Below are 16,018 nucleotides of genomic sequence, written 5' to 3' on the forward strand. Positions count from 1 at the left end.
AGATTTTCTATGACGAACAAATTGAGCTTGTCCGAAACTTTGATGTCGTAACAGCGCAAATGAATCTCTCAGAAAAAAAGCTAATGGAAAACTACCGTGCCTCTAAGAATAAAGAATTGGACATGATCAAAAGAATCAATGCCGACTCGCTGAACTCCGCCGGCAGTCTGAAAAACCAGATTATGCTGATCAGCCTCTTTTTCAGTGTGCTGGCCATATCGGCTGTGCTTGTCGTCGCGTACAAAATCATCCGAAGCATTTCCATGCCGGTCAGACGGGTATCAATGGTGCTTGATCAGGTCGCAAATGGAAATTTGGCTGTTCATACTGAAGAAAGTACAAGAAAAGACGAAATCGGTGATATGCTCCGTTCCCTTCATAAAATGGTGGCCGATCTAAGAGAAACTGTCTCACAGGTGAGCGGGACATCAAGCCAGGTAGCGGCTCAGTCAGTCGAGCTTGCGGCAAGCACAGAGCAGGGAAGCCGTGCTGCCGAATTTACGGCCCGGATTGCCCAGGAGACGATGGGGGGATTCGGAAGACAGCAGAAGTCGTTTCATAGCATATCAGATTCCATCCATTCGGTAACGAAAGGCATTCATCATATCGCTGCCAACTCAGACAGCATGATCAGTGCGACAAATGAAGCCGCCATGCAGGCTGAGAACGGGTCGGCTGCAGTGCAGAATCTCGCTGTTCAAATGGAGGGCATTCATTTGTCGGTGGAAGAAACCACGTCCATCATTCAGGAGCTTGGCCGGCACTCTGAACAGATTGATCATATTGTACGGATGATTACAACGATATCGGAGCAAACCAATCTCCTTGCTCTGAACGCTGCCATAGAGGCAGCGCGGGCCGGGGAACATGGCAAAGGGTTTGCGGTCGTTGCAGATGAAGTGAGAAAGCTTGCGGAAGAAAGCAAAAACTCGGCTGCCGAAATCTCGCACATGGTCCACAGCATTCAGACTGAAACAGGGAAAGCCGTAGAAAGCATGAATGTGAACAAGAAAAAAATTGCGGATGGACTTTTTTATACAAATGATGCGAAAACGGCGCTTTCCAATATCGTCCAATCCATACAGGAAACATTTGCAAAAGGCGAGGCCGTAAGAACAGAGGTGCTGCAGGCTGAGACTGTTGGCAGAAGCATTATGCACTCATTGGAAAAGGCGACTGAGGTGATGGAGCACAGCGTACAGCAGCTTCACCAATCCCACCTTTCTTCGGAGGAACAGCTGAATTCAATCGAAGTCATCTCCCAATCTGCTATTCTCCTGGAAACCCTCTCAGGAAGCCTGAAGGAATCCGTTCTCAGGTTTAAGCTGGAAGAGACAGAAGAGGCCAGAGAGCCGGAGGAAGATGCAGAAAATCAAGAACTGGCGGAAGCGATATAAACCCAGCAGAAAAGCGCCTTTTTAGAGGTGCTTTTCCATTTTTCATAAGCATTTATAAAGGTAGTATTCATTAACAAATACCCCGCTGATTTTCAGCGAATGGAACCTTTCGCCTTCTATAACAAACCCATTTTTCCTGTACAGCTGGACGGCCTTATCATTTCATTTGATCACCGTAAGGCCTAATCTGGAAATCCCGGCATCCTTTGCCCATGTAAACGCCTGATTGAACAAATTAGTTGCAATGCCTTGTCCCTGGTAGTCTTCAAGGACACCAAGCACGATATTGGTCGATTGCCGATTTCGTTTTAACACGCTGCCGATTACAGCCATATATCCAACAATTATCGTTTCTGTTTCGCAAACAAAAAAGTTTGAAAATTTATTTTTTTATGAAATAATTGTAAATACATGACCAAAAAAGAATAGGAAGTGCGAGATGAAAAGAGTTTCAGTTGTATCAATTGTAATGCTTCTTATCGTTTCCTTAATGGGTTGTAATTCTTCTCAGCAGAGCGCCAAACCCGGAAATATATCTGCAGCTGACTTAACGGAAAGAGAGAAAACCATCCTTTCATCTGCAGCAGACCATGCTTTCGTATTTGATTTCAATGCTGGAGGAACCTATAAACAAGCAGATGTATGGGTGGAAAAATACGTTGCAGGAAAGCTTACAGGAAAAATCAACCGAATATCCACTGAGGTTAAAAACAACGGGACGTTGATCTTTACCGTATCTAATGCCATTGAAGGTACAAGCCAGTCTCTCTTTTCAACCGCCATACATAGTGACGGCACCACTTTCACGGGTAAGGGTTCCGAACCTGCTGTTGACCAAGGAAAAGCCATTGTAGAGGAAACCAATCCAAATGATAGCATTCCTATTAAGGGCAGGATGGTGCTAGCCAGCATTTGCTACTCGAAGGAACAGGAAGATGTCAGGTCCCTCTCCACTGATTTCTATGAACATCCAGAGCGCCATATGGATGAATTGAAATCCTATGATGTAATTTACTTGCTTAGAAGCGAGTTTAAGTGAAACCGGGCAAAAAAAGTAAGCAAGGGTACAGTCGGAAATCACAGCATCCTAAGGAATTGCGTAAAAACTGAAATAATTGCACAAAATCCAAAATAATTTCCCTAAAATCCGAAATAATTGCACAAAATCTAAAATAATTTCCCTGAAATCCAAAATAATTGCACAAACCTACTCAACATCAATCCCCAGCCCATTTACCACAAAATGAGGGCTTTTTTCTTTCCAGTTAAATAATCTCCAGTATTCAGTGTCGGGGTCTTCGTCAGAGGAATCAGGAAACACTTCCAAAGCGACCCCGTCTGAGAAGGATAGTATGCATCCTCCAAGGTCATCAGCCACAATCTTTTCTACAATCAGTTTTCGCTTCCTGCCATTGAATAACTGAATACGCTCATCGAATCGATTGTTTCCGTATTCATCCCAGTCAAAGTCATCCATTTCCCCGTTCCACTGTGAGGAGGGAGAATAAAAATCTCTGGACCCTGCGATGATTTTCTTGCCGGCGGATAAGCGCCATGAACATTGTATATGCAGGGAATATTCAGCTCCAATTTCGGAGCCTCTTTTTGTTTGGACTGTTGCCAATGGGCCGGTCCCGAGCCAAAACAAATTTGACGCCCTGCCTGCTTCCTGTAATTCAAGTCCTATGAGTGGGTTTAAGCCTGATTCAATTTCGTTTTTCATCTATGCACCTCTTGCTATTTAGTTGATATTTGATTCCGGCTTCGATACCTCTTCACTTTATCAATCGTCCCGCAAGCGCGGCCATTTGAGCCCCCCGCATACATGCTGCACCATTTTTTACTGCCGTTTTTCGAGTGATCATAGAAGACGTATCGGCAGTCAGGGCAGGATTTCAATCGGTTCCACTGTCCTTTCGATACCACTTCCGCGATGATCGCAAGAAAAATACCTACGAACTTGTCTTCATCTTCTGGCTTGAAAATAATCTTCACAGCCCCTTCTTCCTTCACGAAAAGCGTGTATACAGGATGGGCATGCATCCAGGGGGAGAGCACATCTATTTCCTGCGTCTCGATGCTTTTGCGAACATCCTCACGAAATGCTTTAAACTCTTCTACATTCCCTTGCAGATCTTTTAGCAAAGGCTGCTGGTGAAAAAAATCAATGAGATCCTGCTGAGTGCGGATGGCTCCGTCAGAAGCCATTCAAAGGCGAAAGATTTAGAGGTTGAGCAGATTCATTTAACTGTTGTGTCTGCGAATAAACCTGCAAAAAAACTTTACTCCACTTTTATAGATACCGGACTTTCAAGTGAAAAGCTGATACATCAAAGCAAAATGAAAAACAATTTGGTATAATACCCCTAATTAAGGTTTGGGGTGATATCCATGGAAGAGCAGACAGTGCGTCAGATTGAAGAGTTTTTGAGGAAAGAAATTGATCCTGCTTTTATCATTATTTTTGGTTCGTTTGCGAAGGGATCCGTTCATAAGGATAGCGATTTGGACATCGCCTTTTATAGTGAGGAGAGAGAGTTTTCCTCTTACGACCTTTTCATGATGGCACAGGAACTGGCGGATATGCTGAAATTGGAAGTGGATCTCGTCAATCTCAGGACAGCATCGACTGTATTTCAGGCGCAAATCTACACGACAGGCAAAGTGATTTATTCTAAAGATGAAAGTCTCCGCAAAAGATGCGAGATGCTGTCTCTTCGTATGTATGTCAAATTAAACGAAGAACGAAAAGATATCATACTAAAAGTAAATGAGAGCGGGACGATTTATGACAAGTGACGTGATCTTAAATAAAATCAGTGTAATTGAGCGATGTCAAAAGCGTGTTTTAACGGTGTATGAGAACCAGCCTGATAATCTAAAGGATTTCACGAAGCAGGATTCCATTATTCTGAATATTCAGCGTGCCATAGAAGCATGCATTGATTTGGCCATGCACATTGTGGCTGAAAGGAAATTGGGGCTGCCCCAGTCCAGCAGGGAATCATTTGATATGCTTCTTGACCATTCTATTATTGAATCTCAAACCGCTTCCAGGATGAAAGCAATGGTTGGCTTTCGAAATATTGCTGTGCATGATTACCAGACCATCAATCTTGATATCCTTCAGCAAATTATTATAAACCACCTAGATGATTTTACAGATTATACAAAGCAAATCCTCCTAAGTCCATAACCTTCATTCATACTCAAAAAAATCAGCATGGATGTCTTTCGGCAGCGTCCGGCTGATTTCCTCTTTGCTTGAAAACCGAGGATCATTTGATATCGCCACGAGTCCGTTTCCATCATAATCCATCCAAAAGACGCTTGAATCTTTTTCCGTTTCAACGACAACCGTGTTTTCACTGAGCAAACTGCCTTTCCACTTCCTTTTCTCGATACGAAGGACATCGTGGTTTGTTGACCAAAGAACCAAATCATTGCAGCTGGCGAGATTTAGGCAGAAGGGCAGAAATTTTTCGAATTGGCTGCGGTTCTTGATTATCGTGATGATAAAGGAAGAAGAGCGCTCTTTTAAAAGATACCGATGCTCTAAATGTTCCTGCCGGCAATGCTTTCAAGATCTTCAATTAAGTAAGAGGGAATTTGGGTGCAGACGTATAGAGGGAAGGCAGCAAGAGATTCCATCCAGTCTGGAATCCAGCTTTTTTCCTGATTGCTGTAATAAAATTCATTTATCGAAAAAACATGTGAGCTTTCACCTTCTATTGCAAAAGGAAAGTATCCTCCTTCACTGGGCTCACAGCTGTATAAATGCTGTCGGAAAAAGCCAATCGCGATCTTCATCTTTTCTCCCTTTCTATTTTAAAATGAACTCTTTCTGAAATTTTTCCAGTTTCCCCGTATAATTTTCTTATACATAAACGTTTTATTTATGAAGGGAACAGGAGGGGAATACAATGGAAAAAACCATTCATCAGGATTTTATAAAGGAAACCCGAAAAGTAAAAGATGAATTTAATGAAATTGTAGCAGAATATTCCTCGGATTTATGGGATTTTTGCCGATATGTAACCGGATCGCCTTGGGACGGGGAAGACCTTTATCAGGAGACAATGATCAAGTCCTTTGGATTGCTGCCGGGCCGGTGGAGTGAGATTACGGACAAGAAAAACTACTTATTTCGAGTGGCAGCGAATACGTGGCTGGATCAGTGCCGGAAGCGAAACCGGGAAATTGGAACATTGGATGAGGGGCATGAGCCAGCAGTCCATTTTTCAGATCGTCTAGTATTAGAAGAGGTTCTTACATCCGTGGCAGCCATACTGACGCCTAAGCAAACAGCGGCCTTTTTGCTGCTGGATATTTTTCAATTCAGCGCAGAAGAAACAGCCGGAATCGTCAAAAGCACGCCTGGTGGTGTGTATGCCGCCGTACAGCGAGCGAGAAGGAAAATCGCTTCTTTCGATCTTGCAAATTCCAAAAAGGACGTTCACTCACAGCCGTCTAATGAAACGATTCAAGCCTATTTGCGAGCGTTTAATGACGGGGATGTGGAAAGTCTTGTAGGATTCTTCAGTGAGCAGGCACAAAACGAAGCCTTCTTTGGTTTCCAGGAATTCTCGAGAGAAGAAATGCTGAAAGGTTCCCTGAAGTTTGGACTGCCCGGGTACTCTGCAGAGGAATTCATGCTTTGGGGAAAGCCGGTTATCCTTGTCTTAGCGAAGGGCCGTGAAATCCATGATATTCAAATGCAGGAAGTTGAAAACGGGAAAATAGTCAGCCACAAAAGCTATTTCTTCAGAAAAGAATTCGTTTTGGCAGCCGCCAAAGAGCTTGGGTTAGAGGCGCAGTTAGTCAAACCGCCTGTTGACTGGAGCTAAAGTAGATCTTCTGGTAGCATAAAGTCTTTTTATAAAAAGCTCTGTTAAACTTAGTTGTTGATTTCCGCTCCAATCTTAAAAATCAGCAACATGCTTTAATAGCCTTTAAAAAAATGCAGCCCGAATGTGCAGGGCTGCATTTTTCGTATTCAAACTGTTAATTAGCCTTAATTATGAAGTCCATTTTTAGTTAGTTTTTGAAGGTATATTCTTCCTTCGAATTTTAAACCTAATGGGTGCTTGTGCACATATGGGTACAGGCTTTTTTCGTGCTATTTTTACTGCTTAATTGTCTGCTAAAACTGTGAATTACACTGTTAAGGAAAATCAAATATAAGAAATTAGCCCTTAGTTATTTCTTTAAAGCGCGATAACCGAAGACTGCAATCGAGATCATTAACTACCTATAATTCTTTTATTTAAGTTCTCTTTCTTTAAGATCATACATAGCTGCTTTATAACTTATGACTTCCAAATATTTTAGATTCTCATTAATTTTTTTTTGAACCCTTGTTTTGTGTTGGAGGATCATTTCCTTTCTCTGTGAGATGGTATCATCCCCTAACTCAGTTAACTCAAGATACTTTTTAATTTCGGAAATCGGCATCCCTGTCAATCTTAGAGCGCGAATGAAATCTAATACCCCAATATTTTCATCGTTATATACTCTATTCCCCCCAGAATTACGAGATATATTTTTTAATAACCCTTCCTTTTCATAATATCTGAGTGTATTGGCTGTTACATTTAAATTCTCCATTACGTATTTCATAGAATATGACATTATGATTATCCCCTTTAGGTTATAGTAACAATAACTTTAGGCGTGTATCAAAAAGGTGAGAAAACTTCAATATCCTTATTTTAATAGTGATATGTTCTAGAAAAAAATTACTTATTGACTTGTAGTTAGAATAACCAACTATACTGAATGTGTAAAGTTGATGGAGAGATTTAAAATAATCCAGATTATCCTGTAAAGCAAGAGGTTCTTATGGGAAAACAGAAGGAGGATGTTTTGTGTCAAATATTAAAGACAAGGTCATTGTTATTACTGGTGGAAGCAGTGGTATGGGAAAAGCAACCGCAACGTTGTTGGCGGAACGAGGTGCTCACATTGTTGTTGGTGCACGAAGGAAACAGAACCTTGAAGAATTGGTCGCTTTTATCACCTCCAACGGTGGTTCAGCGAGTTATCAAGTAACAGATGTGACAAACCGCAGCGATGTTGAGAATTTGGTAAAACATGCTGTGAATTCCTATGGGAAAGTTGATGTAATCATAAATAATGCTGGAATTGGGCCAATTTCTCTCCTGGATGACCTACGCGTAGAGGATTGGGAGCAAATGATTGACGTAAACGTCAAAGGTGTTTTGTACGGTATCGCTGCAGCACTGCCCATTTTCCGCAAACAGGGCTCAGGACATTTCGTTAATCTCGCTTCGACTGCAGGACTTAAAGTTACGCCTAAACAATCCGTATATGCTGGCACAAAATCCGCTGTGCGTGCTATTACTGAGGGTTTGCGCCAAGAAGCCGGTGATAAACTTCGCGTAACAATCATTTCACCGGGCTTTGTAGACACGAACTTTGCCGACTCAATAACAGATATGGAAGCTAAGGCACAGATAATCAGCGCAAGAGACAAGATGGCGATTTCGCCAGATGCCATTGCCAACGCTATTGCATTTGCCATTGAGCAGCCATCCGATGTTGATGTGAATGAGGTTATTATTCGTCCTACGGCACAAAATTAGAGTTTAATCAATTTGGGATTATAAAACCTAACTCAATAAAAAGATAAGAGCCTGCTTTTGAAAACCTGAGGCTATCTCATATAGTTCGGGCTTATCTTACACTGAGAAAAGCACTGTTAATTCGAATTTTGTACAAGCCTTAATATAACTGGGCAGATCAGGAATCTAATTGGAAAGACCAACGTTTAAGAGTGGGATTGATGGAATAAACAAAGGACGGATAAAAAGTTGAATTGTTAATATGTATATTTATGGTAAAATTGATGGAGCAGGCTTTTTGAATGGAGAATACGGTATTGGGGGACACAAATGTCCGAAAAGAATCGAACAAACCATTAATCAGTCGTCTCTTTAACATTTGGGATTCTGTCTATTATCGTTCCGCTCCTGGGGATTATTCTCGGTATCGCGGCAGCTGTCTTTTCAAGAAAAGCCTTAAAGCGTATAGAGCAGTCAAATGAAGAGGGAAGAGGTCTGGCCATTGCCGGTTTCATTTGCGGGTTGATTGGAATGGTAGTTCAACTTTATCCGTTGCTTAGTATTTTTGCATGAGAAAAATTTAGAAGCGGCAGGTTGTATGAAACGGATCATAAATGTTCTGGCAGTTTCTCATTCTTTAATAAAAGCGGGGTGCATGTTGTGGAAGAATCAATGAAGATTAAAAGAGGTTCCACATCTGTGAGAATCTCCATTTTTCTGATTCCGGGTGTGCTTAACATTTTCATGCCGCATGTTGGATGGTTTTATTTGATGGGAATCGTGCTCTATGGACATGTGGTTTACTTGAATAGAGATTCGAAAGCAATCGTGATGAGACAGCTGATGGAGTTTGTCCTGTTTATAGCGCTCGTTTATATTGTTAGTATGCTGTTTGCTGTGAATCATTGGTTAACGTTCAGCCAATGATTCACGGTAATAAGAAGAGAATTGAAGCTTGATCAATGGTGTTGTCCATATCACAATTTAAGAAGGGTATCTTACCTTTTCTATAGGAGCCACCACTTCAACTTTCATTCGATCGGGGTCTTCGAAAAAAACGGCGTAATGTTCGTTCCCTCCCGCAAAGGGATGCTTGTCAGGATAAAGGATGGGTATTCCTTTTTCCTTTAATTCATTCGTAATTTCATCCACTTGATGGCGGGAACGTGCGTGGAATGCTAAATGATTTAACCCAACCCGGCATCTATGATAGGGAATATCCAAAAATCTTTCTTCTGCCTGAACGAAGACTATATAGGCTTCGTTTCCCTTCCAGCTTCGCCCTTTCTCCCATTTTTGATAGGGCTCATATCCGAGTTTTTCTAATAGCCAGCCCCAAAATTCGATTGATTTATTTAAATCGGAAACGTAAAGCTCAATATGATGAAGTCCCAGCGACAAAGGATTTCCCCCTCTAATCTTCTATTCTCATTTTCTATTTTATATAGATGATATCGTCCATTTGTAATGGCCTGTGACTAATTTCTATCGGCTGCCCATTTTTAGCATGATTAATTGGACAGCCATTTTTCACTAAGGTTCCAAGATCCTTATTCAACCGGAATCCAAATCTCCATTTCATACTCAGCGTCTGTTTCTTTTCCGAACATACAGGACTCAACCACTTCTATTTCCGGTGCACCTTTTTTTAACTTGTATCCCTCGTCATCAAACGTTTTCCAAATCTCTGCGTATGTACCCGGAATTCTGTCTGCAGACCCTTTATGGATAAACACGAGATAATCCTGTTCCGGGAAAGTATGGACGGTCATTCCCTGGACTGCATGAAAATCCACTTCGGCCATCTCCAGCCCGCACGTGTAAAAATAATGGTCGCTGCGGGGAGGAAGGCATACCCCGGTAATGCGTTTTGCTCCTTTACTCTCAATCATTTCCTCTGCTTTTTCCCATAGACCCGGGATCGGATAGACCATCTCCCCATCCCATTTCCCAGCCGCACTAAAGCCTGCCAGGACGAAGGCGCTCTTTTTTCTCTTTTCGTAGTTCATTTGAATTCTCTCCTGCTTTAATCGTCTTTTACCTAAATATACCTCAAAAAGGAAGGGGGGTCCTGTCCTATTTTGCTTGCTTATGACAGATGCAGCAGGATGAATTGAAAATGGATAAAAAAGGGTAAAGGTGAAAAGCAGATTGCTATTGAAAACGGGGAGGGATGCAGAAGTGTTGCGCCGGGTCATGATTATTTGTTTCGCTTTGCTTATGGTTATGTATTACTGGTCCCCTGTCAGTAAAACTGGAAAGGTGATTCTTCTTGTCCTGTTAATGGCTTTTTGCGGGTTTGCAATTTATGACCGTTTTAAAAATGCCGGCACACAAAAAGAAAAGGATGCAGGAATCATTGTCCTGATCCCCATTTTATTGTTTTTGACTTGGGTATTGGAACTGATTGTTCAATTACGGTAGAGGGGACCGACCTATGGATTTGTGGTTTCGCTTAGGCTCTGTTAATGATTATGGTTGATTTTAACATTTGAAGGGACTGCCGCGGCCCCTTCAAAACTATTATATTGGGTATTTCTCTAAGGAAATCGTCAAATGTATTAACTCATCAATTTCCTTACTTGACCACTGTTTTCTGTTGATTCCCCTGATTATCTTTTTAGAGGCGGAAAGCAAAGAGTCTCTTAATTGTTGAATGCCAAACACACCTGAAAAATCAACTTTTTGTAAGCCGTCCTCACAAAACAAAATTTCAACTTGGCTTTCGTTAATCTTTTTGGCAAAGACAGTAGGTGTACCGTCCATAAAATCAAACTCATAGGTTCTTCCGACTTCAGATACCATAATCCCTTTGTAAGATTTAATCCACCAAGACAAGATTATCACTACAAAATCCGACCAATCATGTTCTGGAAAGTACCTATAATAATCAATCATAAAATATATATTTCCAGTGATGTTCGTTCTGTTTTCTAATGTATTTGCATCCACTTCAATTGTAATATCCTGCAAAAACCATCCACTCCCTTAATTAGCGGAAATATCTTGATAATCTAAGGCTATCATAAGCACATCAGTCGGGAACGAGCAGCTATCAATCACCATTTTGCTTACCGTTGTAGATCATTACAGAATCTGATTAAATCCAGGAGTCGGGGTACTTTGTTTCCGCGTTATTCATACGGTCCATTCGCCTTTTAAGCGGCTGTGGCAGTTGAATATGGTACAGTCCTTTGACTCGGTCCTTCCCATCTGATTTAAAGGAATCATTTTAGTCTACTTTACTTTTTTTAGAAATTCATGAATTAGCTCACTGATCTCTGTAGCATGTGTTTCAAGTGCAAAATGTCCAGTATCAAGTAAATGAACATCTGCAGATGGAATGTCGCGCTTATAAGCCTCGGCTCCAGCAGGAAGAAAGGCAGGATCATTTTTACCCCATACGGCTAAAAGTTTAGGTTGAAACTTACGAAAATAAGCCTGAAAGTCAGGATAACGTTCAACATTTGATCGATAATCAAGAATTAAGTCCAGTTGGATTTCTTCAGCTTCTGGGCGAGACATGTAAGCAATGTCCAAGGAATACCCGTCTGGTGAAACCAGACTGGCTTCAGTTCCATGTAGATACTGAAAATTTTTAATGGTTTCGGGGGTCAAGGAATCTCGGCAGGCTTCACGGTTCTCAGGTGTTGGAGAGTACCAATAATTCTCCCATGGCCCCCATGCGTCACTAAATCCCTCCATATAAGCGTTGCCATTCTGACTAATAATGGCTTGAACTCTTTCCGGGTGAGCCACTGCCAAACGATAGCCAACAGGTGCACCGTAATCAAACACATAAAGTATATAATGCTTTAGAGCTAATTCTTCAGTAAAACCTTCAACTACTTTAAACAGATTTTCAAATGTGAATGTAAATTGACTGCGCTGTGGAGTTATTGTCTGGCCGAACCCAGGAATATCAGGGGCAATGACACGATATTGTTCTGCCAGCTTAGGAATGAGGTCCCGGAACATATGACTTGAAGATGGGAATCCGTGTAATAATAAAATTACTTGACCGTTCTTAGGACCAGCTTCACGATAGAAAACTTCAACATCCCCGACTTTTTGTTTATGGTAACTAATTTTCAATTTTTTACATCTCCTTTAAATTTTTATTATCACTTCCAAAAAACCTGATTTAGTATAACCTCTAAAAATAAATTTTAACGGTTACGCAACTCTATGTTACTACCCAACACCTAACTTGTAAACGTATTTTTTAAAGGTTATAATTAAATGGAGGTGAAACAGATTGAACAAATCACTATTTTTATTAGGTGGAACAGCATGGATAAACCTGGTGAATACGCAGTATATCTCCGAAAACCAAAACATTGATATCCTTATCGATCCATCCAAAACTCTTCAATGGCTTGAAGATAATCGCCTATTACGGAAGTCAGATTTTCTGGCTTTAAAAAATGGAGAAATCCTTAATTCTCTAACAGAGGACCTCAAATCACTTCGTGACCTGAGCAAAATGATTTTAGGTGATTTAGAAAAACAAGGAAAACTTTCTCTAAATCTCACAGAGCAACTAAAAAGGCTTACCAAACAAATTAAGGTAAGCCTATCTATTGATTCAGAGTTTGACAAATTAACATTGGTCTATGAAGGATTAACGACCAGAGAACACGTGCAATATTTTATCATTCAATCAATTATTCAAACACTAAATTCAACTCCTGCACATCGGGTTAGGAAATGCGAACACCAGGAATGTCAGCTCTATTTTGTCGATACTTCAAAATCAGGAAAAAGGCGCTGGTGTAGTATGGAATTATGCGGAAATCGCCAAAAAGCAGCCGAATTTTATGCAAGGAAAAAGAAAAAGCAATAAGTATTTTAAAAAGACACCCCTTTGGTTAAATAAAACCATGGGTAAAGGTTTAAGCCAGTTAACGAATTGGGAAGAAGACACCTCAGAAGATGAGATGCCCGAGTCTCCTAAAAAGGGGATTTGGAGCCGGCTTTTTGGTAAGTAACCCTTTAGGCGTCTTAAGAAGACGCCTTTTTGTCTCTGGGCCAGCAGCCCGTCATACTGAATATTCATCACTCTCATGTACATATAAATAGGCTAAAGACTGGATCTTTTATCAGTAAGAGAACGGAGGCGATTTAGAATGAGCAGGAGAAGGGGGCAAGCGGACAATCCGCTCCCGCAAAAGAAGCGCATTACGGTTATTGACAGTTTGAGAGGTTTTGCTTTGCTTGGAATCTTTCTTATCAATATTACCTCCATAGCAGCAGCCGGTGGTCCGCCCTCCTTAGACAGTAAAGCAAATTTCATCGATGAAATGGTGAATCAATTTCTCTTATTATTTGTTGAATCTAAATTTTTCACGCTCTTTTCGTTTTTGTTTGGCGTAGGATTTTCGATTCAGCTTTTGAGGGCAAAGGAGCAGGGAATCAATATTGTACCAAGGTTCTCAAGACGGCTCGCCGCCCTTTTTCTGTTTGGTGTCCTGCATATCGCCCTGTTTTGGGAAGGGGATATCCTTGTTATCTATACTGCAGTGGGCTTTGCTTTGCTGCTTTTCAAAAAATGCAGCGAGAAGACACTGCTTATCTGGATAGCGGGGCTATTGATCGTTCCCATTTTAATTGTGATAGGATCTGCAGCAGGAATTGAAGTGCTGCGCCACACTTCTGAATACGGGGGGCAACTAAAGGAAGCGGATCAAGAGCTGATCCGTGCTTTCAGGATGCTGGAGGGCGGGAATGAAGAACCGCTGTCCTATACGGATTCGATCATCGAAAGAATAAACTTGTATATTGAAGTCCTTCCTTTATTAATCTCACGGTTCTCAACCGTTCTGGCGATGTTTCTGCTAGGATTGTATGCAGGGAAAAAACGAATATTTGTGAAGCTTGAAGAGTATCTCCCATTATTAAAAGGCTTGAGCAGACAGGGAATGGCGATTGGCCTGCTGCTAAACCTTGCCGTTGTAATCCTGTTCAATACACTGCAGCCAGTGACTGCTATTGTCGTCCTCCTGCTTAATCAGACACTTACGGGGCCTATTCTATCGATCAGCTACGCAGCTATCTTTATTTTACTATCCAGAAAAAAGAACTGGGACTTTCTGTTTCGCTGGCTTAGCTATCCCGGCCGCATGGCGCTGACAAACTATATTCTTCAGTCCGTTCTATGTTCCTTTATTTTCAACGATTACGGATTAGGCCTAAGAGGGCAAGTCTCCCTGTCCGGTACGATTTTAATGGCATTGGGAATTTATATGATTTTAATGATTGGAAGCAGATTTTGGCTCAGCACCTTTAAATTCGGTCCGCTGGAGTGGATTTGGCGCTGCATTACGTATATGAAAATCCAGTCTATTCGATAATTGTATAGATACTTAAAAAAGCCGCAGACAGAGCGGCTTTTTTAGGTGGAGAGCATGTATAAAGAGTTGTTTTCCTCGATTACTGCAGTGATTCTGAACAAACTTTCACTATTATGCGGTTTTTTATGAAATTCCATTGACTCCAATACAATTAAAGGGTTATAATTATCTCAACTTCAAGATATTTAAATTCAAAACACTTTACTTAAAACAAAAACCAGGAGGTGACCAATTTGGATGAAGCGTGCAAAAAAACGCCTTATCTTGCTTTGATGCAAACAGCGAAAGCGGTTCATGAACGGATGCGAAGGGCAGCGGCTTCAGAAAATCTGAATCACACCGAATTCTCCATCTTGGAAGTCCTGTTTCTGAACGGAAAACAGACGATTCACCAAGTGGGTGAAAGCATCCTGGTATCAAGCGGTTCCATGACCTATACGATCGATAAACTTGAAAACAGAGGACTGATTTACCGCAGCGCCTGTCCGGATGACCGCAGGGCTATTCACCTGGATTTAACGGAGCTTGGCAAAAAGCAAATGGAGATGATCATGCCGAAGCATCAGGCATTAACAAGCTACATGCTCGGTTCCTTGCAGAATGATGAGGCAGCAAAACTCGTTGAGATGCTCAACAAAGTAAAAGAAAGAGCAGAAGATTAGTTATTTTTACCCTCTTATCTTGAAATCGAGATAAAAGGATGTTGCACCATTTTTGTCGAATAAAGAAATGATAAGGAGTGAAAAAGAAGATGAAAAAAACAATGGGGATTCACCATATTACAGCGATTGTCGGGCATCCGCAGGAGAATGTTGATTTTTACGCAGGCGTTTTGGGACTGCGTTTAGTGAAGCAGACGGTAAATTTTGATGATCCTGGTACGTACCATCTCTACTTTGGGAATGATGGCGGAAAACCGGGCAGCATTATCACCTTTTTCCCGTGGGCCGGAGCGCGCCAGGGTTCGATTGGCGATGGTCAGGTAGGGGTCACCACTTATTCGGTGCCAACGGGTTCGATGGAGTTTTGGGAGCAGCGGCTGGAAGCATTCAAAGTTGAATTTACGAAATCGGAACGCTTCGGTGAACAGTATTTGGAGTTTGATGATCCTCATGGCCTTCACTTGGAAATTGTAGAACGGGAGGAAGGCGAGACGAATACATGGACCTTTAATGGCGTTACTCCTGAGACGGCAATCAAAGGATTTGGAGGAGCGATTCTGCTTTCCACTCAGCCGGATCAGACAGCACAGTTGCTGGAGAATGTCATGGGGCTTGAACGCGTCGGAAAAGAAGGTGATTACATCCGTTTCCGTTCCGAAGCCGATCTTGGAAATATAATCGATGTAAAAGCGACGCCAATCGGCCGCGGACAAATGGGAGTGGGAACCGTGCATCATATCGCATGGCGCGCAGCGGATGATGAGGATCAATTGGAGTGGCAGAAATACGTGGGTGAGCACGGATATGGCGTCACACCGGTAAAGGACCGAAACTATTTTAACGCTATTTACTTCAGAGAGCACGGCGAGATTTTATTTGAAATCGCAACGGATCCTCCAGGCTTTGCCCATGATGAATCTCATGAGACAATGGGACAGAAATTAATGCTTCCAGCTCAGTATGAAGAGGCAAGAGACCGGATTGAGCGGGCGCTGATTCCGATTGAAGTAAGAGAATTCTAG

At 41.7% G+C, this 16,018-nt stretch carries 20 protein-coding genes and 5 pseudogenes; 14 read left to right on the forward strand and 11 right to left on the reverse strand.

Annotated elements, in window-relative coordinates:
* Positions 1-182: 182 nt before the first annotated feature.
* Both CEF21_RS21880 and CEF21_RS21885 read left to right on the forward strand, forming a co-directional pair.
* Positions 183-392, forward strand: a pseudogene (locus CEF21_RS21880) (HAMP domain-containing protein); the annotation flags it as partial.
* Positions 384-1,397 (forward strand): methyl-accepting chemotaxis protein, encoded by a 1,014-nt coding sequence (locus CEF21_RS21885; protein WP_481747660.1) that lies wholly within the window; start codon positions 384-386, stop codon positions 1,395-1,397. The pseudogene CEF21_RS21880 and the gene CEF21_RS21885, both read left to right, overlap by 9 nt.
* A gap of 162 nt (positions 1,398-1,559) precedes the next feature.
* Here CEF21_RS21885 and CEF21_RS21555 read toward each other — a convergent pair.
* A pseudogene (locus tag CEF21_RS21555) lies at positions 1,560-1,763 on the reverse strand (GNAT family N-acetyltransferase); the annotation flags it as partial.
* Between the two features lie 73 nt (positions 1,764-1,836).
* On the opposite strand from CEF21_RS21555, the gene CEF21_RS06835 reads away from it, so the two are divergent.
* Positions 1,837-2,436 carry a hypothetical protein gene (locus CEF21_RS06835; protein WP_123914444.1) on the forward strand — a complete coding sequence of 200 codons (600 nt, stop codon included), beginning with the start codon at positions 1,837-1,839 and terminating at the stop codon, positions 2,434-2,436.
* 168 nt (positions 2,437-2,604) lie between these two features.
* Here the strand turns inward: CEF21_RS06835 and CEF21_RS06840 are convergent, their stop codons facing one another.
* Positions 2,605-3,120 (reverse strand): hypothetical protein, encoded by a 516-nt coding sequence (locus CEF21_RS06840; RefSeq protein WP_123914446.1) that lies wholly within the window; start codon positions 3,118-3,120, stop codon positions 2,605-2,607.
* 14 nt (positions 3,121-3,134) lie between these two features.
* Positions 3,135-3,305, reverse strand: a pseudogene (locus CEF21_RS21890) (CGNR zinc finger domain-containing protein); the annotation flags it as partial.
* 483 nt (positions 3,306-3,788) lie between these two features.
* Between CEF21_RS21890 and mntA the strand changes: the two are divergent.
* Together mntA and hepT are read left to right on the forward strand one after the other, a co-directional pair.
* On the forward strand, positions 3,789-4,196 hold the full coding sequence (mntA, locus tag CEF21_RS06850; protein WP_123914450.1) for a type VII toxin-antitoxin system MntA family adenylyltransferase antitoxin: 408 nt from the start codon (positions 3,789-3,791) through the stop codon (positions 4,194-4,196).
* Entirely contained in the window at positions 4,186-4,593 is a 408-nt protein-coding gene (gene hepT, locus CEF21_RS06855; protein WP_123914452.1) for a type VII toxin-antitoxin system HepT family RNase toxin, read from the forward strand. Before mntA ends, hepT begins: the two co-directional genes overlap by 11 nt.
* A gap of 3 nt (positions 4,594-4,596) precedes the next feature.
* Here hepT and CEF21_RS21200 read toward each other — a convergent pair whose 3' ends face one another.
* Together CEF21_RS21200 and CEF21_RS06860 are read right to left on the reverse strand one after the other, a co-directional pair.
* Complete coding sequence (locus tag CEF21_RS21200; protein WP_164462107.1) at positions 4,597-4,773, reverse strand: hypothetical protein; 177 nt, start codon at positions 4,771-4,773, stop codon at positions 4,597-4,599.
* Positions 4,774-4,952: 179 nt separating this feature from the next.
* Positions 4,953-5,207 carry a hypothetical protein gene (locus CEF21_RS06860; protein ID WP_123914454.1) on the reverse strand — a complete coding sequence of 85 codons (255 nt, stop codon included), beginning with the start codon at positions 5,205-5,207 and terminating at the stop codon, positions 4,953-4,955.
* A 113-nt stretch (positions 5,208-5,320) separates the two neighbouring features.
* Between CEF21_RS06860 and CEF21_RS06865 the strand changes: the two genes are divergently transcribed.
* The gene (locus CEF21_RS06865; RefSeq protein WP_123914456.1) at positions 5,321-6,244 is read left to right on the forward strand and encodes an RNA polymerase sigma factor; all 924 of its coding nucleotides are present in this window, start codon (positions 5,321-5,323) and stop codon (positions 6,242-6,244) included.
* A 415-nt stretch (positions 6,245-6,659) separates the two neighbouring features.
* Here CEF21_RS06865 and CEF21_RS06870 read toward each other — a convergent pair whose 3' ends face one another.
* Positions 6,660-7,028, reverse strand: coding sequence for a MerR family transcriptional regulator (locus CEF21_RS06870; protein WP_123914458.1), 369 nt, complete (start codon positions 7,026-7,028; stop codon positions 6,660-6,662).
* 236 nt (positions 7,029-7,264) lie between these two features.
* On the opposite strand from CEF21_RS06870, the gene CEF21_RS06875 reads away from it, so the two are divergent.
* The 3 genes and pseudogenes from CEF21_RS06875 to CEF21_RS06885 all read left to right on the forward strand — a co-directional run bounded on the left by CEF21_RS06875 (position 7,265) and on the right by CEF21_RS06885 (position 8,908).
* The gene (locus CEF21_RS06875; protein ID WP_123914460.1) at positions 7,265-8,002 is read left to right on the forward strand and encodes an SDR family oxidoreductase; all 738 of its coding nucleotides are present in this window, start codon (positions 7,265-7,267) and stop codon (positions 8,000-8,002) included.
* Between the two features lie 351 nt (positions 8,003-8,353).
* Positions 8,354-8,554 (forward strand): annotated as a pseudogene (locus tag CEF21_RS21560) (DUF4190 domain-containing protein); the annotation flags it as partial.
* A gap of 99 nt (positions 8,555-8,653) precedes the next feature.
* Positions 8,654-8,908, forward strand: coding sequence for a hypothetical protein (locus tag CEF21_RS06885; RefSeq protein WP_123914462.1), 255 nt, complete (start codon positions 8,654-8,656; stop codon positions 8,906-8,908).
* A 57-nt stretch (positions 8,909-8,965) separates the two neighbouring features.
* On the opposite strand, the gene CEF21_RS06890 is transcribed toward CEF21_RS06885, so the two are convergent.
* Positions 8,966-9,382 (reverse strand): VOC family protein, encoded by a 417-nt coding sequence (locus tag CEF21_RS06890; RefSeq protein ID WP_123914464.1) that lies wholly within the window; start codon positions 9,380-9,382, stop codon positions 8,966-8,968.
* 149 nt (positions 9,383-9,531) lie between these two features.
* The gene (locus tag CEF21_RS06895) at positions 9,532-9,990 is read right to left on the reverse strand and encodes a GyrI-like domain-containing protein (protein WP_123914466.1); all 459 of its coding nucleotides are present in this window, start codon (positions 9,988-9,990) and stop codon (positions 9,532-9,534) included.
* 142 nt (positions 9,991-10,132) lie between these two features.
* Between CEF21_RS06895 and CEF21_RS06900 the strand changes: the two genes are divergently transcribed.
* A complete protein-coding gene (locus tag CEF21_RS06900) occupies positions 10,133-10,405 on the forward strand; it encodes a hypothetical protein (protein WP_123914468.1) in 273 nt (90 codons plus the stop codon).
* Positions 10,406-10,504: 99 nt separating this feature from the next.
* On the opposite strand, the gene CEF21_RS06905 is transcribed toward CEF21_RS06900, so the two are convergent.
* The 3 genes and pseudogenes from CEF21_RS06905 to CEF21_RS06910 all read right to left on the reverse strand — a co-directional run bounded on the left by CEF21_RS06905 (position 10,505) and on the right by CEF21_RS06910 (position 12,076).
* The gene (locus CEF21_RS06905; RefSeq protein ID WP_123914470.1) at positions 10,505-10,954 is read right to left on the reverse strand and encodes a hypothetical protein; all 450 of its coding nucleotides are present in this window, start codon (positions 10,952-10,954) and stop codon (positions 10,505-10,507) included.
* A 145-nt stretch (positions 10,955-11,099) separates the two neighbouring features.
* A pseudogene (locus tag CEF21_RS21895) lies at positions 11,100-11,204 on the reverse strand (IS1595 family transposase); the annotation flags it as partial.
* A 14-nt stretch (positions 11,205-11,218) separates the two neighbouring features.
* The gene (locus tag CEF21_RS06910) at positions 11,219-12,076 is read right to left on the reverse strand and encodes an alpha/beta fold hydrolase (RefSeq protein ID WP_123914472.1); all 858 of its coding nucleotides are present in this window, start codon (positions 12,074-12,076) and stop codon (positions 11,219-11,221) included.
* Between the two features lie 163 nt (positions 12,077-12,239).
* Here CEF21_RS06910 and CEF21_RS21205 point away from each other — a divergent pair, with 163 nt between their 5' ends.
* The 4 genes from CEF21_RS21205 (at position 12,240) to CEF21_RS06930 (ending at position 16,018) form a co-directional block, all read left to right on the forward strand.
* On the forward strand, positions 12,240-12,827 hold the full coding sequence (locus CEF21_RS21205) for a CGNR zinc finger domain-containing protein (protein WP_164462108.1): 588 nt from the start codon (positions 12,240-12,242) through the stop codon (positions 12,825-12,827).
* Between the two features lie 283 nt (positions 12,828-13,110).
* Positions 13,111-14,334 (forward strand): DUF418 domain-containing protein, encoded by a 1,224-nt coding sequence (locus tag CEF21_RS06920; RefSeq protein ID WP_123914474.1) that lies wholly within the window; start codon positions 13,111-13,113, stop codon positions 14,332-14,334.
* A 224-nt stretch (positions 14,335-14,558) separates the two neighbouring features.
* Positions 14,559-14,996, forward strand: a complete 438-nt coding sequence (locus CEF21_RS06925; RefSeq protein WP_481747638.1) for a MarR family winged helix-turn-helix transcriptional regulator — start codon at positions 14,559-14,561, stop codon at positions 14,994-14,996.
* 89 nt (positions 14,997-15,085) lie between these two features.
* The gene (locus CEF21_RS06930) at positions 15,086-16,018 is read left to right on the forward strand and encodes a ring-cleaving dioxygenase (RefSeq protein ID WP_123914476.1); all 933 of its coding nucleotides are present in this window, start codon (positions 15,086-15,088) and stop codon (positions 16,016-16,018) included.

The sequence above is a fragment of the Bacillus sp. FJAT-42376 genome (genome assembly GCF_003816055.1).
Taxonomy (GTDB): domain Bacteria; phylum Bacillota; class Bacilli; order Bacillales; family Bacillaceae; genus Metabacillus_B.

What these genes read in the sequence shown, in the direction of transcription:
- CEF21_RS21885 (WP_481747660.1), top strand. Translation starts at nt 384, where the DNA reads ATGGTGGCCGATCTAAGAGAAACTGTCTCACAGGTGAGCGGGACATCA.
- CEF21_RS06835 (WP_123914444.1), top strand. Translation starts at nt 1,837, where the DNA reads ATGAAAAGAGTTTCAGTTGTATCAATTGTAATGCTTCTTATCGTTTCC.
- CEF21_RS06840 (WP_123914446.1), bottom strand. Translation starts at nt 3,120, where the DNA reads ATGAAAAACGAAATTGAATCAGGCTTAAACCCACTCATAGGACTTGAA.
- mntA (WP_123914450.1), top strand. Translation starts at nt 3,789, where the DNA reads ATGGAAGAGCAGACAGTGCGTCAGATTGAAGAGTTTTTGAGGAAAGAA.
- hepT (WP_123914452.1), top strand. Translation starts at nt 4,186, where the DNA reads ATGACAAGTGACGTGATCTTAAATAAAATCAGTGTAATTGAGCGATGT.
- CEF21_RS06860 (WP_123914454.1), bottom strand. Translation starts at nt 5,207, where the DNA reads ATGAAGATCGCGATTGGCTTTTTCCGACAGCATTTATACAGCTGTGAG.
- CEF21_RS06865 (WP_123914456.1), top strand. Translation starts at nt 5,321, where the DNA reads ATGGAAAAAACCATTCATCAGGATTTTATAAAGGAAACCCGAAAAGTA.
- CEF21_RS06870 (WP_123914458.1), bottom strand. Translation starts at nt 7,028, where the DNA reads ATGTCATATTCTATGAAATACGTAATGGAGAATTTAAATGTAACAGCC.
- CEF21_RS06885 (WP_123914462.1), top strand. Translation starts at nt 8,654, where the DNA reads ATGAAGATTAAAAGAGGTTCCACATCTGTGAGAATCTCCATTTTTCTG.
- CEF21_RS06895 (WP_123914466.1), bottom strand. Translation starts at nt 9,990, where the DNA reads ATGAACTACGAAAAGAGAAAAAAGAGCGCCTTCGTCCTGGCAGGCTTT.
- CEF21_RS06920 (WP_123914474.1), top strand. Translation starts at nt 13,111, where the DNA reads ATGAGCAGGAGAAGGGGGCAAGCGGACAATCCGCTCCCGCAAAAGAAG.
- CEF21_RS06930 (WP_123914476.1), top strand. Translation starts at nt 15,086, where the DNA reads ATGAAAAAAACAATGGGGATTCACCATATTACAGCGATTGTCGGGCAT.